This window comes from Proteus penneri (assembly GCF_003144535.1).
GTDB classification, from domain to species: Bacteria; Pseudomonadota; Gammaproteobacteria; order Enterobacterales; family Enterobacteriaceae; genus Proteus; species Proteus penneri.
Window position 1 is genome coordinate 159757 of record NZ_PHFJ01000001.1, and the last position, 24890, is coordinate 184646.

At 35.2% G+C, this 24890-nt stretch carries 20 protein-coding genes; 7 read left to right on the forward strand and 13 right to left on the reverse strand.

Going from position 1 to position 24890, the window contains the following annotated elements:
• Positions 1 to 468: 468 nt before the first annotated feature.
• Positions 469 to 1011: a DUF924 family protein gene (locus CUB63_RS00910; RefSeq protein WP_109847259.1), complete on the forward strand. Its 543-nt coding sequence runs from the start codon at positions 469 to 471 to the stop codon at positions 1009 to 1011.
• Between the two features lie 72 nt (positions 1012 to 1083).
• Here CUB63_RS00910 and CUB63_RS00915 read toward each other — a convergent pair whose 3' ends face one another.
• The 4 genes from CUB63_RS00915 to CUB63_RS00930 form a co-directional block, all read right to left on the reverse strand.
• A complete protein-coding gene (locus tag CUB63_RS00915) occupies positions 1084 to 1860 on the reverse strand; it encodes a dimethyl sulfoxide reductase anchor subunit family protein (RefSeq protein WP_006533261.1) in 777 nt (258 codons plus the stop codon).
• A 3-nt stretch (positions 1861 to 1863) separates the two neighbouring features.
• A complete protein-coding gene (locus CUB63_RS00920; protein WP_023581764.1) occupies positions 1864 to 2481 on the reverse strand; it encodes a DMSO/selenate family reductase complex B subunit in 618 nt (205 codons plus the stop codon).
• 11 nt (positions 2482 to 2492) lie between these two features.
• Positions 2493 to 4925: a DMSO/selenate family reductase complex A subunit gene (locus CUB63_RS00925; RefSeq protein ID WP_109847260.1), complete on the reverse strand. Its 2433-nt coding sequence runs from the start codon at positions 4923 to 4925 to the stop codon at positions 2493 to 2495.
• Between the two features lie 358 nt (positions 4926 to 5283).
• Entirely contained in the window at positions 5284 to 6540 is a 1257-nt protein-coding gene (locus CUB63_RS00930) for a mechanosensitive ion channel family protein (RefSeq protein ID WP_072063150.1), read from the reverse strand.
• Positions 6541 to 7137: 597 nt separating this feature from the next.
• Here CUB63_RS00930 and CUB63_RS00935 point away from each other — a divergent pair.
• The gene (locus CUB63_RS00935) at positions 7138 to 8763 is read left to right on the forward strand and encodes a hypothetical protein (protein ID WP_109847261.1); all 1626 of its coding nucleotides are present in this window, start codon (positions 7138 to 7140) and stop codon (positions 8761 to 8763) included.
• Between the two features lie 78 nt (positions 8764 to 8841).
• Here the strand turns inward: CUB63_RS00935 and CUB63_RS00940 are convergent, their stop codons facing one another.
• Positions 8842 to 9420, reverse strand: coding sequence for an HdeD family acid-resistance protein (locus CUB63_RS00940; protein WP_109847262.1), 579 nt, complete (start codon positions 9418 to 9420; stop codon positions 8842 to 8844).
• A gap of 195 nt (positions 9421 to 9615) precedes the next feature.
• Between CUB63_RS00940 and CUB63_RS00945 the strand changes: the two genes are divergently transcribed.
• A complete protein-coding gene (locus tag CUB63_RS00945; RefSeq protein ID WP_109847263.1) occupies positions 9616 to 10470 on the forward strand; it encodes a D-amino-acid transaminase in 855 nt (284 codons plus the stop codon).
• Between the two features lie 92 nt (positions 10471 to 10562).
• Here CUB63_RS00945 and CUB63_RS00950 read toward each other — a convergent pair whose 3' ends face one another.
• Positions 10563 to 11966 carry an ATP-binding protein gene (locus CUB63_RS00950; protein WP_109847264.1) on the reverse strand — a complete coding sequence of 468 codons (1404 nt, stop codon included), beginning with the start codon at positions 11964 to 11966 and terminating at the stop codon, positions 10563 to 10565.
• Positions 11967 to 12632 (reverse strand): response regulator, encoded by a 666-nt coding sequence (locus CUB63_RS00955; RefSeq protein ID WP_109847265.1) that lies wholly within the window; start codon positions 12630 to 12632, stop codon positions 11967 to 11969.
• Between the two features lie 1079 nt (positions 12633 to 13711).
• Here CUB63_RS00955 and CUB63_RS00960 point away from each other — a divergent pair.
• The 4 genes from CUB63_RS00960 (at position 13712) to CUB63_RS00975 (ending at position 18146) form a co-directional block, all read left to right on the forward strand.
• Positions 13712 to 14803, forward strand: coding sequence for an NADH:flavin oxidoreductase/NADH oxidase (locus tag CUB63_RS00960; RefSeq protein ID WP_006533245.1), 1092 nt, complete (start codon positions 13712 to 13714; stop codon positions 14801 to 14803).
• A gap of 255 nt (positions 14804 to 15058) precedes the next feature.
• A complete protein-coding gene (locus tag CUB63_RS00965; RefSeq protein WP_006533243.1) occupies positions 15059 to 15688 on the forward strand; it encodes a CatB-related O-acetyltransferase in 630 nt (209 codons plus the stop codon).
• Between the two features lie 387 nt (positions 15689 to 16075).
• Positions 16076 to 17695, forward strand: coding sequence for a YadA-like family protein (locus tag CUB63_RS00970; protein ID WP_109847266.1), 1620 nt, complete (start codon positions 16076 to 16078; stop codon positions 17693 to 17695).
• A gap of 133 nt (positions 17696 to 17828) precedes the next feature.
• The gene (locus CUB63_RS00975) at positions 17829 to 18146 is read left to right on the forward strand and encodes a hypothetical protein (RefSeq protein WP_109847267.1); all 318 of its coding nucleotides are present in this window, start codon (positions 17829 to 17831) and stop codon (positions 18144 to 18146) included.
• 231 nt (positions 18147 to 18377) lie between these two features.
• On the opposite strand, the gene CUB63_RS00980 is transcribed toward CUB63_RS00975, so the two are convergent.
• The 6 genes from CUB63_RS00980 to ttrR form a co-directional block, all read right to left on the reverse strand.
• Positions 18378 to 18788, reverse strand: coding sequence for an acyl-CoA thioesterase (locus CUB63_RS00980; protein WP_006533237.1), 411 nt, complete (start codon positions 18786 to 18788; stop codon positions 18378 to 18380).
• 104 nt (positions 18789 to 18892) lie between these two features.
• Positions 18893 to 19672 (reverse strand): PhzF family phenazine biosynthesis protein, encoded by a 780-nt coding sequence (locus tag CUB63_RS00985; protein ID WP_109847268.1) that lies wholly within the window; start codon positions 19670 to 19672, stop codon positions 18893 to 18895.
• 162 nt (positions 19673 to 19834) lie between these two features.
• The gene (locus tag CUB63_RS00990) at positions 19835 to 21370 is read right to left on the reverse strand and encodes a peptide MFS transporter (RefSeq protein ID WP_109847269.1); all 1536 of its coding nucleotides are present in this window, start codon (positions 21368 to 21370) and stop codon (positions 19835 to 19837) included.
• 420 nt (positions 21371 to 21790) lie between these two features.
• On the reverse strand, positions 21791 to 22999 hold the full coding sequence (mdtG, locus tag CUB63_RS00995) for a multidrug efflux MFS transporter MdtG (RefSeq protein ID WP_072063139.1): 1209 nt from the start codon (positions 22997 to 22999) through the stop codon (positions 21791 to 21793).
• 272 nt (positions 23000 to 23271) lie between these two features.
• Entirely contained in the window at positions 23272 to 24213 is a 942-nt protein-coding gene (locus CUB63_RS01000) for a Kdo(2)-lipid IV(A) acyltransferase (protein WP_109847270.1), read from the reverse strand.
• Between the two features lie 74 nt (positions 24214 to 24287).
• Positions 24288 to 24890 (reverse strand): tetrathionate respiration response regulator TtrR, encoded by a 603-nt coding sequence (gene ttrR, locus CUB63_RS01005; protein WP_109847271.1) that lies wholly within the window; start codon positions 24888 to 24890, stop codon positions 24288 to 24290.

Sequence of the window (24890 nt, forward strand, 5' to 3'; positions counted from 1 at the left end):
TAACAATCTTTATTGTTTTAAAATGATATTCTATAAACAATAGAACAAAACGATATAGATTTTTTTTAGTAGTTTCACTATAAAAATTAAAATTTTTAAATGCTGATTTTTAAGGCAGGATAGTGATGAAGAGATAAATTTGATGTTTGTAAATGCGCAGGTTAATTATATTACATCATGATATCGACAGAATGTAACAAATGGGATGAATGCCATTTTATACATACTTGTAGATAAATTGGCTTATGGATGGCGCGACTTAATGGATTTAAGCGTTAGCTAGGAAGCATTTAAAATCCCCTTTTAAGATTGAAAAGGGGATTTATTTTTATGCCCTTTTCGGATTGGGGTTAATAGCTGTCACTATATTAAAATGGTAACTTACTACAGTAGTAAACCGCCAATGACGTTTATTTTGATGAAAATAAACGCTGTTTTGATTAATAAACAACTAGCGTGGTAGTTTTTATGATCCCTTACCAATCAACTTTGACGTTTTGGTTTGAAGAATGCACACCAGAGCAATGGTTTAAAAAAGATCTTCAGTTTGATAAAGAAATTAGCCGCAGATTTGGTGAATTATGGTTAAGCGCGAGTCGTGGTGAGCTGGCATCATGGAGAGAAACGATAGAAGGACGCTTAGCTGAGATTATTATTCTTGATCAGTTCTCGCGTAATATTTGGCGCGATACACCAAAAGCCTTTGCCCAAGATAATATGGCCTTAATCTTAGCGCAAGAAGCTATTCGGTTACCTGAATATCTGACATTAACCCCCGTTAAACGTAAGTTTATGATAATGCCATTTATGCATTCAGAGTCAGCTAAAATTCATCAAGATGCGGTTATCTTTTTTTCTCAGCTTAATGATGAAAATACTTATCAATATGAACTAAGACACAAAGAAATTATTGATAAATATGGTCGCTATCCTCATCGTAATGAAATTTTAGGACGAACATCTACACCAGAAGAATTAGATTTTTTACAACAACCTGGTTCTTCATTCTAAAAAAATGCATACCTAAAAAGGTATGCATTTTTGTTTCTTTTTTATAACTGATTAATCAGCTATAACTTTAGATTACATTGTAATATGCCATAAGTTATAGAAAGCGATACGGCCTGATAACTCGGCAATAATGACCGCAGTAGCACAAGTTACTAGCGTCATTTTTGATGCCTGTGCTTTTAGGGCTGTAAACCCAACGATAACAATACCCAATGCTAATACCGCTAATTGGAATCCCCAAAATAGAGATTGATCAGCGCTGAGTTCTGGGCCAGTAAAGCCAAGGAAGCTAACATAACCAGAGCGAGTAGCAAAAGTAATAATGGCACCGATAATAAAGGATAATGCGCCTAAACGTCTTGCACCTATTGCCATTGCTAATACACCACCGCCAACTAACAGTGTCATCCAGAATTGCAATGTGGTGTAGTCTGTATTCCAGTTAGCAATTGTAGGAATATGATAAACTTGCGGAATTGACCAAACAAATGCTAAACCAAAAACAACGGTAAATAGGTTACAAATTTCACGTAATCCCTTCCATTTTTTCATTATAGTGAGAGCAACAGTTGCGAAAGCAAAACCTGTAAACACACCACTTAAAAACGCTTCGTTACTCATTGGAGAACGACCAACGCCTAAAAGCATATTGAAAAAACGCAGTGGCTGACCAACGTGTAATCCACCAATACCTAAACCAACTAATGTTAAAACCAACGCTAAAATATTCGCATTACGTAGTTGGTTTTCATCAATTTGACCTAATTTTTTACTGATATAAGCAATAAGAAATAGGCCTGCTGCTGATGAACCTAAAACAGTAAAAAAGACTAGAGGAAGTTCATGCATGGTTTATACCTCCGCCGCATTTTGAACTGAACCGGTTTTATCACCAGAAGGTTTAGCTTCTTTGTGTGCTTTGATCACGATATTTGGATTGGTCAAACTAGGATCAGGCATTGGTGCGATACCACACTCAGTACCGTGTTTTGCTCTGATCACTTCAATATCATCAAAATCAAGTGCACGTTGAGGACAAGACTCAACACAAACCGGTTTCATGCCTTGTGCTACACGTTCGTAGCAACCATCACACTTAGACATGAGTTTTTTCTTCTCATCGAATTGTGGTGCACCATAAGGGCAACGTAACTCACAATAACGACAACCAACACAAATATCTTGGTTAACAACCACTAAACCATCTTCTTCACGTTTATGCATAGCGCCAGTTGGGCAACCTGCTACACAAGTAGGATTTGAACAATGGTTACAAGAAATGGATAAATAATAACTGTAGATATTTTGTGTCCAGATCCCGTCTTGTTTTGCCCAGCTACCACCACCGTATTCATAAACACGACGGAATTTAGGCCCTAAATCTAAATCTTTTTCATCCTTGCAACTGACTTGACAGGTTTTACAGCCAGTGCATTTAGTGGAGTCAAAATAAAAACCATATTGCTTCATGAGTTAACTCCTTATGCACGTTTCACTTCAACAAGGTTTGTATGTTGTGGATTTCCTTTAGCAAACGGCGATGGGTGCCAGCTTGTTAATGTATTAATACATCCACCTGTATCTACACCTGTTGTATCAAGTGAACGCCACGCACCTTGCGGTACTGCAATCACACCAGGTAATACACGATCTGTCACTTTAACGCGAATATTTAAACGACCACGATCATTATAAATCTCAGCAATATCGCCAGATTTTAATCCGCGTTCTTGCGCATCAATTGGGTTTAACCAGAATTGATGCGGAATAGCTTCACGTAACATAGCAACGTTATAGTAACTAGAGTGAACGTGGCCTTTGTCGTGGAAACCGGTCATTTGTAGAGGGAATTTCTCTTTAAGCTTAACGTTTTCAACACCTTCTTCATTTTTACAATATTCTGGAATTGCAGGGATACGGTCGCCTTCAGGTAAAACCCAGCCATCGGTATCTTGCATTAGTTTTTCAGAATAAATTTCAATCTTACCTGACGCTGTTTTTAATGGATTAGCGATAGGATCTTGACGGAATGCTTCAAGTGCAACGTATTGATTACGATTAGGTAATTTACGATCGATAATTCCTACATCGTTAGTTTCTGCAAATGTAGGTAGCGCTGGATTTTTCTCACGCATTTGGTTATAGCAATATTCAATCCACTCTTCGTAAGTACGTCCTTCAGTAAATTGCTCTTTGGTGCCCATCTTTTCTGCTATGTCAGTTAAGACATCATAGCAAGGGCGGTTTTCCCAAAGTGGTTTAATCGCATTTTGTAAACGGACGACATAGTGGTAAGCACCACTTGCATAAGAGTTATTGATAAGATCGTTAGTCTCAACAGTTGTCACATCTGGCAATAAAATATCAGCGTATTTTGCAGATGGTGTCATGTGGTTATCCCACACTAAAATAAACTCACATTTTGATTCATCTTGCAGTAAATCATGTGTTTTATTCAAGTCAGCGTGTTGGTTACCAATCACGTTACTGGAATAACACCACATAAATTTAATACCTGTGTCGAGTTTATCTTTATTTCTAACACCTGCATTTTTGCTGGTCAGTTGATCACCGCGAGCAATTGCTTCAGACCACATAAATGTTGGGATCAAGGTTTTAACTGGGTTAGGCAGAGCAAAACTGGCAACTGGATAAGCAACGTTACCGCCCCAACAACCGGTATTTGTACCTGGACGACCAATATGACCTGACATTAATGGCAGCATCATAATCGCGCGACATGCCTGCTCACCATTTGAAGTACGCTGGATACCCCAACCTTGAGAGATCCACGCAGCTCTTGCACCACCAATTTCACGCGCTAATTGGATAATACGAGAAACAGAAATACCGGTTAATTTACTCGCCCATTCAGGTGTTTTGGCAATGCCATCTGGGCCATTACCTAAAATATAATCTTTATAAGAGCCATTTTCAGGCGCTGATGCTGGTAATGTTTGTTTATCCCAACCGACACAATATTCACGTAAGAAATCTTCATCGGTGATGCCTTCTTGGATCATTACATAACCTAATGCAGCGACTAATGCAGCATCGGTACCTGGATAAATAGGGATCCATTCGGCACCTAATGTTGTCACACTATCGGTACGACGAGGGTCAATGATGATAACTTTACTTTTGCTCTTATCTAACGCATTTAATGTTTCATAGAACTGACCACCACCAGACATACGAGTTTCAGCAAGGTTATGACCAAACATCACGACTAAGTCTGAATTCTCAATTTCTGTTAACAGTGATTCTAACATGTCCCCATAAACATAAGGCACAATACCGGTTAATTGAGAGTATGAATAAGTACCATAGTCACTTAAAAAGCCGCCAACAGTGCTTAATAAACGTTTACATGCGGTTCTACCGTGTAAGTTTGCGCCAGTAGAGCCTGTACCATATTGGTAATAAATGGACTCATTACCGTATTTTTCGATGGTATATTTTAATTTTTCCGCGATGATTGAAGTGGCTTCATCCCAAGAAATGCGTTCAAATTTACCTTCACCACGTTTACCAACTCGCTTCATTGGGTATTTTAAACGATCTGGGTTATACGTTTTCCAGCGTACAGAACGACCACGCAGACACGGGCGAATTTGGTGAAGACCGAATGTTGAATCGTCATACATAGTTTCATTAGAAATACGACGAATAACGCCATCTTTCACATGCACTTTTAATGGACAACGGCTACCACAGTTCACTAAGCATGCACTGTATTTGATAGTTTCTGAAGTCTCATCAGGACGAATACCCTGGGGGATTTGAGCATTAGCAGCGAATGGTAATGAAACCGTTCCTGCAACAGCGGCAGCACCAGAAATAACTGCTGCAGACTGAATGAATCCACGCCGACTCATTTCAGTAATAGAAGTATTATTTTTAATTTTTGACATTGACATTACCCTAACATTTTTCACAACAAGTAAAGTTGTATATATATGTTAAGTTATAACCCTTCTACCTATAATGATTTATATCAATATAAAAAATGTTAATAACGTTATCTAAAAAAATAATTATTAAACAAATGGTTACATTTTTTGATAAATACCACTTTAGTGGTAAACGAAATATAAATTAAATAGGATTTAACAATCAATCGATATGTAAAAAATAACATATCGATTTTCATAAATATCTAGAAAAACAAGATTGTTAACATAATAACAAAATAAGAGATTAAAAATATTTGTTAATTAGAAAAGTAAAAAAGAAGAATAACTCTTCTTTTTTACTTAATACGAAAATGATTTATTGAGGATTATTTTCGACAGGAAATCTGAGTGCTCTTACATCATTTCCGGTTGGAGATTGGTGAACTCTTAAGCCGAATTGAGGCAAAATAGCAAAGATATGATCAAATATATCTGATTGAATTGCCTCGTATTGAACCCAAACAGTGGTGTTCGTAAAGGCGTAAATTTCAATGGGTAGCCCATCCGAAGTTGGTGCTAATTGTCTTACCATAATCGTCATTTGCTTATGAACATTAGGATGGTTTTTTAAATAAGCTTCAACATACGCACGGAAGGTTCCAATATTGGTCATGCCTCGTTGGTTTAATGGTGTTTGACATTCATTGCCCAAGGTTGCATTGAATTGATTAATTTCACTTTCCTTATTTTTTATATAAGGCGCTAACAAGTGGGCCTTTTCCAGATTATCAATTTGTTTTTTATCTAAAAAATGGATGCTGTTAATATCAAGAGCAAGACTTCTTTTAATACGACGTCCTCCTGATTTTGTCATTGCTTGCCAGTTTTTAAAGGAATCTGAAATCAGAGAATAAGTTGGAATAGTCGTAACCGTATTATCCCAATTACGCACTTTGACAGTTGTTAAACTAATATCAATGACAGCGCCATCAGCTCCATATTTAGGCATTTCTAGCCAGTCACCAAGACTTATCATGTTGTTTGCAGATAATTGAATACCGGCGACTAATCCCATAATTGGATCTTTAAACACCAACATTAATACCGCCGTCATGGCGCCTAAACCACTGAGTAAAATAAGGGGTGATTTGCCAATAAGTAGGGAAATAATCATTATCCCAATCAGCACTGAGGCGGCGAGTTTTAAGCTTTGAAAAATACCTTTTAATGGTAATCGGCCAAATGAGGATGAATTTCTCATGATCTGCATACAGAGATCCATAATAGAGAAAAGCATCAACAAGCCAAAAATTAAGCACCATGCTTGAGCACTGGTGGTGAGAATTTCTTGGGTTTTACCCGATCCCATCCACACCAACGCTTGGATATTAACAACAATACCTTGGATTAAAAAAGCAAACCGACTAAATAACTTATTTATTTCTAGAGAAAGTTGCCATTTCTGATCGTACTGACTTATCGCTTTGGAAATTTTAGGTAAAACTAACCTGTGCAAAATAAAATGAAGAATGATTGCGACAAGAAAAATAATGGCTAAAACGAGTAGGAGAGAAGCAACTTGGGCGTACTCTTCATTAAATTGACGTATCCATGTAAGCAGTTGCTGCTGCATAAAATATCCTCATAGTTAATGCGGGTTGTATATTAAGATTATAGAAAAGAGAGCTTAGTTCAATAAGGTGAATTTTTTGTTACGAAAAATGCGAGGGTAAACGAAAGGGTGAATAAGCGTAGTAGAGTGAATAAAAGCCAGAAATAGTCTTTTGTACGATGAGGGTGCTATTTCTGGCTTTATATTATATTTTATTTTAAATCAAATAATTACAGTAAGCGAGTTGATGATAATTTTACAACAACTTGGTGCAGATGAGTAATAAAAGAAGTCATTGATTTCATATTAAGTATCCTATTAATAAAATGTGACTCATATCACAAATATTTTCTAAGATTGATTTTAATCACATTTCCATAACAGTCAATAGCTTTATACAAAAATATTTTAAATTTTAAATTATTTTTTATATTAAAGGTGTTTTTATTGTTTCCATAAATGGGTTCATATTGGAATGCTTTTTATCTTGTTGTTTATTAAACATTTTTTTGTTTCGTCTAACAACAATGCTTAGTTGACTTTTTTCTATTGTGATTTTCGCTCAAATTTTTTGCTTTAAGCTAAAAATGGAATCGGAAAAAGAAAGGAAATCACTCAATGAATATCGAAACAAAAGAAGAACGTTTGCAAAAAATCATACAAGGTGAGAAGGACAAGTTAGCTCTTCAGCCTCCCGTTCATAATATGCAGTCTCAAGTTGTTACTGATGATGATGATGTGAAGATTGAGTTCAATCAAGTCAAATCATTACCAGATGAGACTGATAACGAAGTTAAAATGAACCGAGTTATCAAGTATGAGGTGGTTGTCACGGGGATTAATCTACGTTTGGCAGAATGGCGTACGAGTCCGAAAGGGATTTTAATTCTACCTAATAATAAAGATGTCTACATCACGATAGTGGATGACAACAAAACAGAAATTTCTTTAATGGGTAATCGAAGTGGGGTAGCATCATTACAATTAATCTTAAAAGATGAAGATGATGAAAACATTGTTCATTATGCAACACCGATTCAAATTCGAGTTACGCCTCCAAAGCCTAATCCTAATAATGATTGTATAGCGACTAATTGTGAGAAGTTTGATGACTTGTTAACAATACGTTCAGAATCTATGCAATGGCCAAGTAAGTGGGAAAGTGTTTCTAAAAGTTTTGTGGTACATCTTCAAGATGAAGAAGGTGAGGATAGTCAAAATAAAGAGGTCAAATTAATTTACGATGTGGAGAATAGCACATTAGCTGTTGAGCCAGAAATTTATAATTCCGATGGCGAGCAAAGTAATATTAGCAAAACGAACAAATACGGTATTGCAAATTTTAAAGTGAAATTTAAAAAGAGTGAACCTAAACAAATCGCTATATTCCATGCCGAAACTGAAAATAGCGAAGATCCAACGAAGCCAATTAAATCCAGAGATTACTATGTTGAAATGACAACGGAGAAATTGCCTTCTCCTAGAGTGCCTGCAACATTAAATGGTATTCTCAGCTATCATAGCGAAAATTATTGCGTTAACGCGAATCTTATTTTAGGTCGCGATATTAGTGAAAGCACACAAGTTGGGTTTTATTTTAATGACCAACTTAAGATGTTGCCATGTACTGACAAATCAGCCGTTTCTGTGAAATTAGAAAATCAGTCATTAACAAATGGTATTCATTATATTTCTTTCTTTACTGTTGATATATTCGATAATGTCTGTTTTTCTCGACGTGAACGTATTATTGTTGATAACTCTTTAACGGGGGAGTGCAGTAAACAAATTAGAAATATTGCACCTAAACCTAGTATTAGTGTCATTATTCCACAAATTTGTGACCGCTATTTTAACTCTGTAAATATTAGGCTTGTTCCTTCTTTATGTTTGCAAATTAAAAACCGCGTAGCAAAAATGAATATCCAAAAAATAGTCATCATCTTTAATGGTTATTCTCGGGCAAATAGCAGTGATAGAACTCTAGTGTATCGTTCTACACTTGAAATCTACGCCGATGATCCTCGTTTAGATGATTTCTTACACGATGCAACACTTAATAACGACCCTATTAATATCGTTGAAATTGTTGAGCCTGCATTAGAGAGTATTTTGGCAGATGCATTGCCTAATATTGAAGTCGGGCATCTCGGTATTCAGGTGATGGTATTTGAAAGAACAGGAAACTGTTATCTTTGTGGAGAAAATATGTATACGGTATCTCTGCGTTTACCTTGTGCTTAACATAAGAAGATTTTTTCTACTAAAGAGCCACATGATGTGGCTCTTTACGTTTAAAGCTACTGTTAGCTGAAAAGATGATTAGTGCGTCATTCGTTTTATAGCACCAGTAATGGATAAAATAGTGATTGAGCTTAAAATAAGCTGTATACCAATTAGCGCCATAACTAAAGCGATAGACGTTTCAAGATTAAATGCGAATAAGAAATAAGCGATAACTAAATCTAAAATACCCGCTAGAATATTAAACCAGCCATAATAATTATCTTTAATTTGTTTGAAACCGATAACTAAACGAAATATTCCTGCAAAAATAAATAAAAAACTAATAAAGAAAGCAAGACTTAGCATTCCTTGCAATGGATCAGAAATAAAAATATAGCCGAGCAGAAGATAAATAAAACCCGCTAATAATGTAATCAGTATTGACCAACCTGAAAACACTTGGGTATTAAAGCCACCAAAAATGGTCGAGATACCACAGACTATAAATATAATACCTAACAATACGCTGATAACGATACCAGAAGAGAGCGGATTAATAATACAGATAATACCCGCAATTAAACCTAATACAGCAATAACGTTCATTAAAGTGCATTGTTTTTTAACTAGTTTTTCTGTTAGTTGAGATAAATTATTTTTATTAATATCTAACATAGCAACCCCTTTTTCCTTATGTTTGGTACATAAGCTAAATTATAGCAATTTTTGCTTATATAGCATGATTTCTTTAAAAAAAAATATAATTAAAAAGAGGTATGAAGGTAGATAAATCATTTTTGAAATATAAAATTGAAAGAGTAGAGTGGTAGGTTAAATCAAAAAATAAATCAAATTTATAGCGGAGGTAAAATGTCTGATATAGTGTATTTAGACGGTCACTTTGTACCTAGAGAGCAGGCTAAAGTATCTGTTTTTGACCGTGGTTTTTTATTTGCAGATGCAGTTTATGAAGTTACTGCGGTTATCGATAGTCAACTAATCGACTTTAGCGGGCATTTCCAACGATTACAACGATCATGTAAAGAATTGGGTTTATCGATTCCCATTACTAAAGATCAATTAATTAATATTCATCATCAGCTTATCGAAAAAAATAATCTTCATGAAGGGCTTATTTATTTGCAAATAACTCGAGGTACAGATTCCTCTCGTTTTTTTGATTTTCCACCTTCATCCGTCTCTTCCACAATAGTGGCTTTTGTTCAACATTCAACAGTGGTTAATCACCCTAATGCAAAAGAAGGGATTTCAGTGATCAGTGTTGAAGATATTCGTTGGCAACGTTGTGATATAAAAACCGTTGCCCTATTAGCTGCTTGTTTAGCCAAACATCAAGCACATCAACAAGGTGCTGATGATGCCATTTTAATTAAAGAAGGCTATATAACAGAAGGTAGTTCAAGTAATTTCTTTATTGTTAATCATGATAATGAAATTATTACACGGCCACTGAGTCAGGATATTTTACCAGGTATTACACGCCAAGCGATTATTCAATTAGCGAAAGAAGAAGGGCTTAAAATAATAGAACGCCGATTTACACTTGATGAGGCGAAAAAAGCCAAAGAAGCTTTTATTAGCTCAGCGACTACATTAATTTGGCCAGTTATTTCAATCGATAATCAAGATATTAATCAGGGTGCAGTTGGGCATTTATCCCAACGGTTACGAGAGATTTACCTTGATAAAACACTTAAAAAATAATTGACTAGACAGATATTCTTTATCAAATTTATCGCACTGCTTTCAGATTTTTATTGTTATATAGCAGTGCGGTAAATTTATCATTTATTCTGTTAATCATTATCTGATAATTTCACTTCTAAAGGTAAAACAATAATAAAACCAATCCCTTTATTATTTAATCCTTCAGTAATAATTAGCGATGCTTGAATTTTTTTAGCGAGATTTTGTGCAATAGATAGACCTAATCCGCTGCCTGTTGCGTTAGAGCCAGGAACGCGATAAAAACGTGAAAATAGAGCATTGATATGTTCTTTTGCGACACCAGGGCCATTATCACGCACAATAACATGGATCCCTTCCACGTATCGATTCTCAATAGTTACCTCAACTTGACTACCTTTAGGGCAATATTTTATGGCATTATCAAGCAGATTATTAAATATAGAAAGTAAAGCCTGTTTATCGGTTTTAATCGTCAAAGCGTGGCCTTCATTAAGTGATAACTCAATATTTTTAGTAATCGCATAAGGAACGTGTTGTGCTATTGCATTTCCAATGACGTTATAGATATCAAGAGATTCTATTTTTAATGGGAAGTTGTCACATTCTAGTCGCGCTAAATCAATTAATTGATGAGAAAGAGCAGCTGCTCTATCAAGAGATTGTTTCATATCATCAATAATTTCTTCTCGCTCTTGCTGATCATCGACTAAAGAGAGTAAGTGTAATTGAGCAATAACTGCAGCTATTGGTGTTCTTAATTCATGAGCTGCATCTGCCATAAATTGTTTTTCACGAATATTGGCCTCGTCAATTCTGGCCATTAATTGGTTTAGTTCTTTAAAGATAGGGCGAATTTCTTTAAATTGTTGGCTTACATTAATTGGTGTTAAGTTACGCGGTTTGCGATTGGAGATAAGTTCAGCTGCTTGTCTAAAAGGCCGTAAACTAAAATATGCGGTAATTAAGATTGCAAAAATAACAGTTGCGAGAATAAATAAGAAAGGAATAAAGGTGCCTTCAACGGGGTTACCAATAACATGGCCTCTGTCTTCAACTGATTCACCAATAAAGACTTTTATTTTATGTTTTTCTCCCCAACTAAAAGAAAGTATCCATTTTTCACCAGCGACAGACACTTTTTCTGATGCTAATGAAAGTACTCTTGTAGGGATAGGCAACTCAGGGCGGTTAGTATAAATTAACGTATTATTTTCATCTAAGGCAATAAACCATGGTAGATATTGTAGTTCATCATCTTCACCATTAAGCATGGCATCGATATACATACCTTGTAAATTATGAGCGACTTCTTTGATAACTTCAGGTTGGTCAGCCACAATCTCTAAGGTATTAGCAAAACCCTCAGCAATAATTTCTTGCTGTTTGTTGTAAACTTTTTCGAACTCAGCAAGATAATCAAATTGTATCCAAGCTAACCAAACGCCCCAAAGCATAATTATGGAGATAATCTGAAGGACAATGGTGTAAATAAAGAAGGAGCGGATTTTCATTTAATTAGTTTCTTTTTTTAATAAATAACCTACGCCACGAACCGTGATAATACGTTCTTTACCTATTTTTCTCCGTAAATTATGCATATGCACTTCAAGGGAATTACTTTCAATTTTATCGTCTAAACCAAATAAACGTTGTTCCAACTCTGATTTACGCACCACATTGTCAGTATTACGCATTAATTCATATAATAGTTGATATTCTTTACCTGATAATAAAAGCAATTCGTCATTTAAAGTGACTTGATGGTTTGCTGGATTAAGTTGTAAATCGCCAATAGACCATATTTGTGAAGAAAAACCGGCCATTCTACGACTAACCGCTTTTACGCGAGAAATCAGTTCTGGCATAGCAAAAGGCTTTGGTAAAAAATCATCTGCACCTGAATCTAATGTTTGTACTAAATTATCAATTTGAGTGCGGGCAGTTAAAATGATAATCGTGATTTTCTCGCCATTTTTTCTAAGTGCAATCAGTTCATCCTGCCCCTCACCATCAGGTAGGCCTAAATCTAATAGCATTAAATCAAAAGGACGCTGACTTAATTGAACACGAGCATCTGCAAGCAATCTGACCCAACATGGCTGAAAACCAGCAATTTCAAGCCCGCGACAAAGTGCTTTACCGAGTTGTAAATCGTCTTCAACCAATAAAATATTCATGATAATACCTATCTAAAATTGTCTTAAGAAAGTATAAGAGCCAAATAAAAATTGAGCAATATAATAAAATGCAAAGCAAGGTTTGATTAATGAACTCTTAATGTAAGATAAATTTTTATTTAATATGTATTACTAAAAATAAATGACTGGAATTTTTAGAAATAAATTGAGGTAAGTATGCCACTTATTTCATGTTTATCGCATTAAGGCATTTAATATTAAAGATGTATTTAGATAGAATCCGTGTAATAAACACTAATGTGAATAATAAATATCTCGTCTTATTATGCTAAAGTAACTTAAATACTTTATTTAAACTACTTTAGATTTAAAAGTGAAGTCTATTATAAAATGATATTCAATAAATAAGGTTTCATTTTTAAAATAATATAAATATAAAACATTGATTTCATTGGTTAATATAGCTATCAAATTGATGTCTTATTCTTTTATTAAAAATAAATAGTTGTTTTAATATATCCCTGTTGTACAACATTTTATTAGATTTAAATTATTTACTTGATTCATCTATACTCTTGCAATAAATATTAACTACTTGAAAAGGAATTTAATTTTTAATAAAAGGAATTTATATGAAATTAGATGGTGTTATTTAGTATAAATTAAATCATTCTGTGTCAGAAATGCTCCCAACCCTCTGGGAGCATTTCACATGATGTTATTACTTATAAAGTGAGTTATCCCACAATATTAAGTTAAATGGCAAATTTAATGGTACCACCAATAACATATCATTAGCCCAATGTTGAAATAGCCAATAACTTTTTGGCATTAATGTATATTTTGTGTCGTCAATAATTGTTGTTTTATCTTACTGATAACGAACAGAAATTTGTATTTTTCCATTTTTACTTATTGGTGAAACCTGCCAAATCTAATGATTAATTAGCAAAATGATCAGTAATTGATACTGATCTTTTTGTTTTTCACAATGTGAAGTAAACCATCGCCTAAATGCATAAGATCCGATAGCCTTAAACTTGTATATTTAAATAGTATATACAAGTGTGAAGATATTTTTCTTTGCATAAATTCTTATTGGTAGCAGGAGGCTTTAAATGAGTTTGTTGTTCTCCCCTAAAAAACTAGGCCCCCATCAGTTAGATAACCGTATTATCGTTGCACCTATGTGCCAATATTCAGCACAAGAAGGTTACCCGACAGCATGGCACACTATTCATTATGGGCAACTAGCACTATCTGGTGCGTCGCTAGTGATTGTTGAAGCAACTGCGGTTGAGCCAAGAGGTCGTATTAGTTATAAAGATTTAGGCATTTGGTCTGATCAACATGGCAATGAATTAAAAAAACTTGTTGATAATATTAAGCAATATTCACCTGCAAAAATGGGTATACAGATTGCACATGCAGGACGTAAAGCATCGACCGATTTACCTTGGAATGGCGGAGCATCATTAGCGCCAGGAACTCCTAATGGATGGCAAAAAGTTGCACCTTCAGAAATTCCTTTTGGAAAAAATCATCAGCCTCATGCTCTGGCTATTGATGAAATTGAAGAAATAAAACAAGCTTTTGTTGATGCTGCGAGAAGAGCTGAGTCAGCAGGATTTGATGTTATTGAGATCCACGGTGCTCATGGGTATTTATTGCATGAATTCTTATCTCCATTATCAAATCACAGAACGGATCAATACGGTGGCGATTTCAATAATCGTAGTCGGTTATTGGTGGATATCTTTGTGGCTGTGAAAAATGCAGTTTCTGATAATGTCTGTGTCGGTATCAGAATTTCTGCGACTGATTGGGTGGAAGGTGGTTGGGACTTAGAAAGTACGATTGCGTTAACACAACATCTTGAAGAATTAGGTTGTCATTATATTCATGTTTCTTCTGGTGGATTATCAGAAAAACAAGAAATTAAACTGGGTCCTAATTACCAAGTACCATTTGCCCAAGCAATTTATAATGAAACGCAACTACCTGTTATTACTGTTGGTTTAATTACCGAGCCAGAACAGGCCGAAGCCATTTTGCTTACAGAGCAAGCTGACTTTATCGCTTTGGGTCGAGGTATTCTTTATGATCCTCGCTGGCCTTGGCATGCGGCAGAAAAACTCAAACAAACCATCAAAGTAGCGCCTCAATACTTACGTTGTGCGCCTCATGGTAGCAAAGACTTTTTTAAATAGTGATATTAAGCCACGGGAAATAACAGAGGGTTATTAAGGGTATCCGTGGCTTTTTCTTTAATAACCTTTATGATGGTGCGGATAAACTGCAAGCATAATCGTATTGTGTTGTAAAAATAGGTCGTAAACAAGATGAAAAAGAATCCTTTATTGCTTCAACCAAGGATTGCCTAAGACGATGTGTTTTGAATGCGAACACATCATCAGAGAATTAAGCATTCTTTGATGGCTCATTAATTTATTACGAGTCATATTATGAAAAATAAACATTGGTCACGTGTAGAATATCTGCACGAAACAGTTAAAAATCAAAATATTATCATTAAAGGGCAACACAGTTATTACAGTGATTGTTGGGATGATGGTTTTGAAACTTCTGTTGTTCGTTATCTTTATGGTGATGAAGTTAGCCTGCAATGGGAGCCATTGTGGGAAATTGATAAATTATATGTTGGTGATTATGTCTGTATTGGCGCACAGGCGGTTATATTAATGGGTGGAAATCATACTCACCGTATGGATTGGTTTTCACTCTATCCTTTTATGGATAAGCTTGAGGAAGCCTATATTGGTAAAGGTGATACTCATATTCATGATGGTGTATGGATAGGAATGCGTGCAATGATAATGCCCGGTGTGACGATTGGAGAAGGTGCTATTGTTGCGGCTAATAGTGTTGTTTCCAAAAATGTTGAGCCTTATAGCATTGTGGGAGGGATACCCGCTCGACACCTTAAATATCGTTTTGAGCCAAAGGTTATTGAGCAACTTTTATCTTTAAAGATTTACCAATGGTCGGAAAAGAAATTTGAAACACTTAGACCTCTTTTATGCCAATCATCAATTGATAAATTATTAATCGCAGAAGCACAATTTATTGAATAATGCTAACCCCCTAAACAGAAATAAGTTTAGGGGATTTACTTAGTGTTTCGTTTAATAAATGGCATTATTATTTCTAGATTAGAGATACCCTTTATTTGATCATTATCTCAAAAGTAAAAAATTTTTATTCTTTGTAAATAGCGAATAAATTTATTTGAATTTTATTTCCTTTTTTCATCAATATTCTTTAGTTGTTGATTATTATTTAAATATGAATCAAGTAGAGACTTTTTATTTATAATAAAGTTAATTGTATTGTGATGTTATTATCTTTAATTAATAGAGTTTCAATTTATTATTAGTTTATTTTATAATATATATAATGTGTAAAAAATAAAATACATATTACTCTATATATGAGTTAATTAATTATGGAGTGATGTGGATATGATTAAAAATAAATATTTTAAGGTGAAACTATTAGTTATTTCATTATTATCATCACCTTTATCTTATGCAAATAATACGACCTTATTAGGTGTAAATAGTAGAGCCGATGGTAATGAATCTACGGCAGTTGGATACAATACGTGGGCACATTCTGATCAATCAACGGCAATTGGTGCTAATGCAGGAGCCGAAGGCGAAAATGCAACTGCAATAGGTCATAAAAGTACAGCTATTGGTGATAATGCGATGTCATTGGGAAGTGGTGCTATGGCTATTGGAGAAGGTTCTCTTTCTATTGGAACACAAGCTTATAGTGAAAATAAAGATTCAATTAGTATAGGGAGAGGGGCAATAAATAACGCTGAAAATGGTGTTATTTTAGGTAGTGGTAGCCACCTTTCTGATAATGCAGATAATTCAGTTATTATTGGTAGCAAATCTTCCGGATCAGCAAGTAATGCGATTATATTAGGCGATAACAGTAGTAATAATCGTAATAATACATTATCAATCGGCAGTGATAAAAATCAGAGACAAATTATTAATGTTGCCGCAGGAACTGAAGATACCGATGCGGTTAATATTTCTCAATTAAGGAAAGAAAAAAATAATATTCTTATTGAGACAGATGAGCGTATTAATGAAAATAATAAAGTAATAACAGAAAATATTATAAAAGCAAATGAAACAGTCTTAAAAGAAAGTGAATTAAAGGCAAAAGCATTTGCTGAAAGTGCAGAAAAAAAATCAAATCAATATACTGATAATAAAATCAAAGAACACCAAGATAATACAGTTAGTTATATCAATGAAGTTAAAAATGAAATTTATCTTTATAATGAAGACAGGTTATCTGATGTTAGGGTAGATGCTGAAAATTATACTAATAATAAAGTTAATAATATGAAAGAAGGAATCGAAAAAAACATAAATACTAGAGTTGCTGAATCTGAAAATAAGAGTAAAGAATACACTGATTTTAAAGTGAATGAGCATGATAAAAAAATAGTTAAACATGTTGATAATATTAAAGATGAAATGACTTTTTTAACAACTCGAAAGGTTAATGCATCAGAAAAAAATGCTAACAGTTATACAGATATTGAGATCAGTAAAATAGCATCAGGTGTGGAAAGGCTGATTGGAAAAAATAATGCGAAATTAACCAAAGAACATCAAAATTATGTTACCCAAAAAGGAAATGAGTATATTTATGTGACTAACACGATAATTAATGAAAGAGATGAATCGCTGAAGGAATATATCGAAAAATCAAAAAATGATTCTATCTCTATCGCAAATGAATACACCAATAATAAATTTAAAAATATCTTTCTTGATAATGATATTGCACTTAAGAATATGGATAATAAAATTGATAAGGCAGACAAAAGGGCAAGTGCGGGCATTGCTTCTGTCGCAGCGATGGCTAATATTCCTTACGTGACTAATCACACATTTAGTTTAGGTGTGGGAGTGGGTAATTATCGTGATGCGAATGCATTGGCAACCGGTGCCCAGTATCAAATAACAGAAAGTGCCATTATTCGCGTTTCTGCTTCATGGAACACAGAAGATCGCGGTGTTGTCGGCGGCGGTGTTTCTTATGGCTGGTAAAGCACTTTTGTATTGTATTCGATAGAATGAAAATTAGGGATAAGGCTGTTTCTTTTTTATTTATCTACTGGCTTTTATACCTTCGATTTGAATAATAAAGATAACAGCCTTTGTTTTCTATAATGAGTAAATTATGATCTATCTTCATTCTGGTGGTGGTGTTTTTGAAAAACAAGTAAGAGTTAATAAAATAGCAACGGAAAAAGCGCAAGAAATTGCTAAAAATAAGATAAAACAAGTGGCACAACTTAGCACTTTTGCAGATTTTCCTGTTGATATTGAAGATGTCGGGGTGATATTACTGATTGAACCCACTATTGAATTCGCGCTGGAAGTGGGGCGATTGTATTCACAATCAACGGATATTGTTATTGCTGAAAGTGCAATAGTGGGACGGAAACTGACTTTGTGTCAGATTGAATTTGTGGTAACAAAAATCTGTGTTCTGTGATTTTTTAGATTTATTCAGTTATCCACATTAATTGTGGATAACTCTTGTCTTACATGTTAGTAATCTTATTATTTATTGATTTTATTGGTTATTTTGTTTTGATTGAAAAATATCCATCTAAATTAATGTTATTAATACTTTGTTATTATTAAAAATAATAAAAAACTTAATAAAATAGTGTAGTTTTTAATTAAGAAAGATAAAAAGTATGACAAATCTCTCTATAAGATATTATTTATCGAATAATGGAGTTGGTTTTCCGTCATGATCAACCGCAACAAAATTAAACTGACCGTGGATCACTTCTTCACGACCTTCTGCGTACATATCTTCAAGAAAAATAGAAACATTTACCGTCAAACTTGTACGACCAACACGAATAACTTCACCTACTAATTCAATAATCGTCCCGGATGGAATAGGGTGATTAAAATTTATTTTTTCAGTTGAAACTGTCACTAGGCGTTTACGGCTAAAACGAGTGGCGGTAATAAATGAAACTTCATCCATCCAAGCTAATGCTGTGCCACCAAAGAGTGTTGAGTGGTGATTAGTCGTAGTAGGGAATATGACTTTAGATACACGGGTGATTGAATTTTTAATTTTATCTTGTAGTTCAGGAGATAAGTCAGAGATGGACATAACAATAAAGCCTTCTTTTTATACTGTAGGGAGAAATTGCCCACAGTATAAAATAGAGTAAATTGAAAGCAAAGTAGATGAAGGGCTGATTATATCGCTCATAATTAAAAGGTTATTTCACCAGTTAAAAAGAGTACAGCCTCTCCTGTCAGTAAAACACGATTATCTTTTAGCGCACAGTCGATATTTCCACCTCGTTTTGAAACTTGCCTTGCTTTTAATTGTTTTTTATTGAGTTTATTACTCCAAATTGGCGCTAATACACAGTGAGACGTACCAGTAACGGGATCTTCATTTACCCCTTTTACGGGGGCAAAGAAACGAGAAATAAAATCAAAAGGAGAGTGGCCTTTAGCTGTGATAATCACGCCGGGTAAATCTAACTGTGCGATTTGAGAGAAATCAGGTTGATAACTAATCACTGTTTCAGGATCAGATAAAAAGCAAACATAACGATCACGCGCTTGCCAAACTTCATCTATTTGTAATGCTAATTTTTCTTCAATCGCTGATTTTATACCGTTATTCAACGTCGCGGGTATGGCTGGGAAATTAAGTGTAAAGAGAGTGCTTTGACAAGAAACAGTGAGTTCACCCGAAAGAGATTGGAATTTAAAGAGATCATCAGGGGACTGTTTTATCGTTTTTAGTACAAAAGCAGTGGCCAATGTTGCGTGTCCACAAAGGGGAACTTCAATTTTAGGTGTAAACCAACGAATATGGTCGCCAACTAAAAAAGCGGTTTCAGGTAAATTAATCTCACTAGCAAGAGTAATTAAGGTGTTATCAGGCAACCATTCTTCTAATAAAACCACAGCCGCAGGATTTCCTGAAAAAGGTAGAGAGGAAAAAGCATTAACATAATAAATAGGAAGAACAGTCATCGCATTACCTTAGTGATAAACTATCAACAAATAGAAAGTAATGAGATTAAGTGTTTTAAATATTAGGTGCAATACTTAAAAACAGTGTTTAAATTGTAGGATATAACAGTAAAAAGCCATGCCTAACTAATTAGACATGGCTTCAATAACGAGCAAGTGAAATTAAGCTTGTGCTTTCTCTTTGCTATCTGCGCTTTGTAAAATCTTACGAACTGGAATAATCAGTGCAGCAAGAACAACGGCACAAATAACCAGAGCGATAGAAACATGAGAGAAGAAATCAGGCATCACATCCAATTTGTCTGGACGAATATTTCCCCCCATTAAACCAGCAGCTAAATTACCTAATGCGCTTGCACAGAACCATAATCCCATGACCTGACCACGCATTTTAGCTGGAGCTAAAATAGTCATTGTAGCAAGACCAATAGGACTTAAGCACAATTCACCCAATGTTAGTAATAAGATACTGCCAATTAACCAAAGTGGTGAAACGCCTTGTCCTGTTGCAATAACACTTTCAGATGCAAACATCATGACGGTAAAGCCACCCGCTGCAAATAAAATACCAATCACAAATTTAGTCATACTGCTTAAATTCATATTATTACGTGCCATCATTGGCCATAACCAGCTAAATACAGGCGCAAGAATAATAATAAACAGGGCATTAACAGATTGGAACCAAACTGCTGGGATCTCAAAACCCATAAAGTTTAAGTCAGTATAGTCGTTGGCAAATAAATTAAATGATGTCGGTTTTTGTTCGAATGCAGACCAGAAAAGGGCTGCTGAAACCAGTAATAGGAAACAAACAAATAAGCGAGAACGGTCACTACTGCTTAATCCAGCAAATAGGAATAAATAGATAAAATAGGCGATAACACTACCGGAAATCACATAAACCATAAAGTTAGCCACAACAACTGGGTTAAAAGGAATAACACCAGAAATGATAAGACCAACAATTGCCATAAGAACGACAGATAACGCTAAAATCCATTGACCGACATTACGACGAACAACCGTTGGGCGATCCCAACTTGAATCTAAACCCACTTCGCTATCAAAGCGACGCATGGTCGGTACTGCGTAAAAGCGGAAAATCAGTAACGCAACAAGCATACCAATCCCACCGATACCAAAGCCCCAATGCCAGCCATAATCACGCACTAAGAAACCGGTGATGAGTGGTGCAATAAATGAACCCATATTGATACCCATATAAAATAAGGAGAATCCACCATCACGGCGAGTATCATCCTTTTTATATAAGGTTCCTACCATCACAGTTACGCAGGTTTTAAATAGTCCTGTACCCAATACAATCAGTAATAAACCGATAAAGAACAGATTTTGTGACCAAAACGCTGAAAGTGCGATGGATAAGTGCCCTAACGCGATAAAGATAGAGCCATACCATACAGCTAGGCGTTGACCTAACCAGTTATCAGCTAGCCAACCTCCAGGTAACGAGGTTAAATAAACACCGCCTGCGAAAATACCCACAATAGCAGATGCCTGCTCTCTGGGGATTTCCATGCCACCCTCATAAACGGTTGCCGCCATAAATAGAATTAATAATGGGCGAATACCATAGAAAGAAAAGCGTTCCCACATTTCGGTGAAGAAAAGAGAGCTTAATGGATATGGGTGGCCAAAGAAAGTTCGGCTAGATTTTGAGTGAGTAGATTGCATCTTAAATTCCCAAAAAAAACCTCTACAGGTCGTTTGCAAGTAAAAAGAACAAAATATTAGCTAGTGGTTGAACAAAATTATTTCATTCTGTTATCAATATCCACTGCATTTAATTAATATATTTTTAACATACTTTTGTCGTAATTTAGTGACTAAAAGTATATTTAATACTTTATAAACCATTTTTTGGTGCAAAAGTCGATAAAAATCTCATTTTGCAATAGTTAACCTTGCAATTTTTTGAAAAAAGAGGACAAGAAGATTTTAGAGGTCTTAACAAATAGGTGTTGAGAATATTCTTAATAAACAACAAATTACAAAAAACAGAATAAAAAAAGTAACAATTAGGCCTTTAAATGTAAAAGTATAATTTTTTGAAGAAAAAAAACTATTAACTGATCTGATTTGTAGATTTTTTGACTACTTTTTTTGTGGCGTTCTAAAGCTTAACCAAGAATAAATGAGATTAAAAAAGACAACGGCTGCGGTGAAATAAAAAACAGCTCTAAATCCATAGCTTGCAGCAACAAAAGCACCCATTAACGGACCTGTAACATTTCCAACATCTCTTAGTGCTTGGTTATAACTAAAAATGCGACCCGCAATAGCTGGGGTAATATTATAGAGAATAAGCGTTTGTACGGCAGGTAACATAGCTGCATTGACCGCACCAAGTAAAAATCGTAATGCACCAAGTTCCCAATAATTACTGACCAATGCCATTGGAATCAGCATAAAAATAGAGAGCCCGAGGGTAAAAATAAGGACTTTATCAGGGCCAATTCGGTCACCTAGCTTACCAAAACGAGGTGCGCTGATCAGAGCCGCAATACCCGGTACGGAGGCGACAACACCACTGATAAAGGCAAGATTGCTGACTGAACCTGTTAATTCACGAATATAAAGTGTCAAAATAGGTGTAACAGAGCCTGTTGCTATTTGAATAATCATTGTGGTGAAAAACAGGCATACAACGAGCCTTTTATTTTTAAGTGATGAAAAGACCTGTTTTGTGGTTAGTGCGTCTTTTTTAGAAACAGGCGTGAAGTTTTCACTCACGAAAAAGAGGGTGACTAAAAAGCAAATAAATAAAACCGCTGAAGTAATAAAGAAGACAGGTCGTAAACCGTAGAGATCGGCAAGCATACCACCAATTAAAGGGCCTATTAATGCGCCACTCACTGCGCCTGTTGAAAGTGTACCTAATGCCCAGCCGCTTTTTTTAACCGGAACTTGGGTTGCAATTAACGCATTTGCATTCGGAACAAAGCCACCTAATATACCAAGCAAGGCTCGCAGTACTAATAATTGCCATATATTTTGAGCAAATCCGATTAATACCATTACAATCGCCATACCAAGGGCAGAACGTAACAGCATTAATTTTCGACCTTTTCTATCCGATAATTTCCCCCAAAAAGGCGCTGCAATGGCAGAAAAAAGGAAGGTAATACTAAATGCAACACCCGTCCAAAGATTAAGCTCTTCATGATCGGTTATACCTAATTCTTCAACATATAAAGGAAGAAAAGGCATAATTAAACTAAAACCTGCGCCAGTTAAAAAACAACCAAACCAGACAATATAAAGATTACGTTTCCAAGAATTATTTCGGGGCTTGAGATCCATGTTACTCCTTTAGCCGAGAACGAGAGAGTAAACCAAGAAAATAGGCTGAACATAACCGTGGTGACGTTGAATATTGTGACAACGCATCGGTCTTCTTATTTATAGTGAATAAGAATATAGCCATGATACAGAATAAGTGCGATAGGTCTTGCTCTTATAATGTGTTTTTGCAAGAGTTTACAGCTTGTGCTGTTGCTGATTTTATTATTGTTGCTTCAGCGTGTTGTCATATTAAAAAGTGGCTGCTTTAGAATAAAACAGCCACGTTGTGATTAGTGTACTTTCTTTATTTCGTTATATAAAGAAGCGTCACCTTCTGGGCGAGTTTTAAAGCGACGATGCAACCACATATATTGGTCAGGAGCGCGTAAGATTTCTTGCTCTATTACTTTATTCATAGCATTCGCGGCATTTTCTTCGCTATCAAGTGGGAAGTTTGCTACTGCCGGTGAAATAATCAACTCATATCCTTTGGCTTCGGGTAATCGCTTAGGAGTAAATGGAATTAAAGCCAGGTTTCCCGTTTTTGCTAGAATATAGGTGCCTGTTGTTGTCGCTGCTTTATCAACAGCAAATAATGGAACAAAAACACTTTTACGTGGGCCATAGTCATGATCTGGGGCATACCAAAGGATCTCACCTGCTTTAAGGTTGCGGATCATTCCTTTTAGATCTTTTCTATCAAGCATAAATTTATTGGAGCGTAATCGACCCCAAGTTTGTAGCCAATCCATAACTGGATTGTCATTTGGACGATAAACACCAATACCGGGATTTAACATACCAAAAATACGAGCGCCTAATTCTAAAGTTAGAAAGTGGATCCCAACAACAATAATGCCTTGACCTGTTTCTTGTACTTTTTGAATATTCTCTCTGCCACTGACTTTAACCCAGCGTTTTACACGCCAATCAGGCCAAAACCAAGCCATACCTGTTTCAAATAATCCCATACCCACAGATTCGAAGTTTTTATTCACTAAGGCTTCGCGTTCACTCTTAGGCATTTGTGGAAAACAGAGTTCGAGATTACGTTCTGCTATTTGGACTCGTTTTTTTAAAAAAACCTTTGAAAGACGTCCTAAACGCGTGCCTAACCAATAAATAACAGGATAAGGGAGCAGAACCAGAATATAAAGTAATCCGATCCCAAACCAAGTCAGCCAATATTTAGGCTGCAAAAATGATTTTTTAAATGGAGGTGACTTTATCATAAGCCTATCTATTTACTCTTTTTCCAATGAATATTTTATATTGTGACATTTTTTAGTGCAGATAAGAAATTTTGTCATAAATTAGGTGAAACTATTTTGATACCTTGTAGCGCTGTAACTAGCTCAGCAATATTTTTAGCTGCCATTTTATCCATCACTTTTGCACGATGTACTTCGACTGTTCTGATGGAAACACAAGCCACTTCCGCAATTTCACGATTCATTAATCCTTGAATGACATAATAGGCAATGTCTTTTTCTCTTGGCGTTAATGAAGCATAACGGCGACGAATATCATGTGCGGTAAAACGGGTATTAGTTTCAATAAATGCGGCATCTAAGGCAGATAACAGTGCATGGCTATCAACGGGTTTTTGTAAAAAATCAATAGCGCCTTTTTTGATCTCCTCAACGGCCATAGGAATATCACCATGTCCGGTTAAAAAAATGACAGAAAGTGTACTGTGTTTATCAATTAAATGCTGGTGGACTTGTCTACCGTCAGGTTTTGGCATCCTCATATCTAATAATACAACGCCTTGTTGATAAAGATTGACGTTGTTAATAAAAAACTCGCTATCATTCCAGACATGGGCAGAGTAACCTAAACTTTCTAATAAAAACTGACACGCATCAGTGACAGCAAGATCATCATCAACAAGATGAATAGTTGGCAT

Bases quoted from the DNA above. Each gene is read 5' to 3' on its own strand.
- CUB63_RS00925 (WP_109847260.1), bottom strand. From the start codon at position 4,925: ATGTCAAAAATTAAAAATAATACTTCTATTACTGAAATGAGTCGGCGT.
- CUB63_RS00945 (WP_109847263.1), top strand. From the start codon at position 9,616: ATGTCTGATATAGTGTATTTAGACGGTCACTTTGTACCTAGAGAGCAG.
- CUB63_RS00990 (WP_109847269.1), bottom strand. From the start codon at position 21,370: ATGCAATCTACTCACTCAAAATCTAGCCGAACTTTCTTTGGCCACCCA.
- CUB63_RS00975 (WP_109847267.1), top strand. From the start codon at position 17,829: ATGATCTATCTTCATTCTGGTGGTGGTGTTTTTGAAAAACAAGTAAGA.
- CUB63_RS00920 (WP_023581764.1), bottom strand. From the start codon at position 2,481: ATGAAGCAATATGGTTTTTATTTTGACTCCACTAAATGCACTGGCTGT.
- CUB63_RS00915 (WP_006533261.1), bottom strand. From the start codon at position 1,860: ATGCATGAACTTCCTCTAGTCTTTTTTACTGTTTTAGGTTCATCAGCA.
- CUB63_RS00935 (WP_109847261.1), top strand. From the start codon at position 7,138: ATGAATATCGAAACAAAAGAAGAACGTTTGCAAAAAATCATACAAGGT.
- CUB63_RS00960 (WP_006533245.1), top strand. From the start codon at position 13,712: ATGAGTTTGTTGTTCTCCCCTAAAAAACTAGGCCCCCATCAGTTAGAT.
- CUB63_RS00950 (WP_109847264.1), bottom strand. From the start codon at position 11,966: ATGAAAATCCGCTCCTTCTTTATTTACACCATTGTCCTTCAGATTATC.
- CUB63_RS00980 (WP_006533237.1), bottom strand. From the start codon at position 18,788: ATGTCCATCTCTGACTTATCTCCTGAACTACAAGATAAAATTAAAAAT.
- CUB63_RS00910 (WP_109847259.1), top strand. From the start codon at position 469: ATGATCCCTTACCAATCAACTTTGACGTTTTGGTTTGAAGAATGCACA.
- CUB63_RS00985 (WP_109847268.1), bottom strand. From the start codon at position 19,672: ATGACTGTTCTTCCTATTTATTATGTTAATGCTTTTTCCTCTCTACCT.
- CUB63_RS00940 (WP_109847262.1), bottom strand. From the start codon at position 9,420: ATGTTAGATATTAATAAAAATAATTTATCTCAACTAACAGAAAAACTA.
- CUB63_RS00955 (WP_109847265.1), bottom strand. From the start codon at position 12,632: ATGAATATTTTATTGGTTGAAGACGATTTACAACTCGGTAAAGCACTT.
- CUB63_RS00970 (WP_109847266.1), top strand. From the start codon at position 16,076: ATGATTAAAAATAAATATTTTAAGGTGAAACTATTAGTTATTTCATTA.
- CUB63_RS01000 (WP_109847270.1), bottom strand. From the start codon at position 24,213: ATGATAAAGTCACCTCCATTTAAAAAATCATTTTTGCAGCCTAAATAT.
- CUB63_RS00965 (WP_006533243.1), top strand. From the start codon at position 15,059: ATGAAAAATAAACATTGGTCACGTGTAGAATATCTGCACGAAACAGTT.
- ttrR (WP_109847271.1), bottom strand. From the start codon at position 24,890: ATGCCAACTATTCATCTTGTTGATGATGATCTTGCTGTCACTGATGCG.
- mdtG (WP_072063139.1), bottom strand. From the start codon at position 22,999: ATGGATCTCAAGCCCCGAAATAATTCTTGGAAACGTAATCTTTATATT.
- CUB63_RS00930 (WP_072063150.1), bottom strand. From the start codon at position 6,540: ATGCAGCAGCAACTGCTTACATGGATACGTCAATTTAATGAAGAGTAC.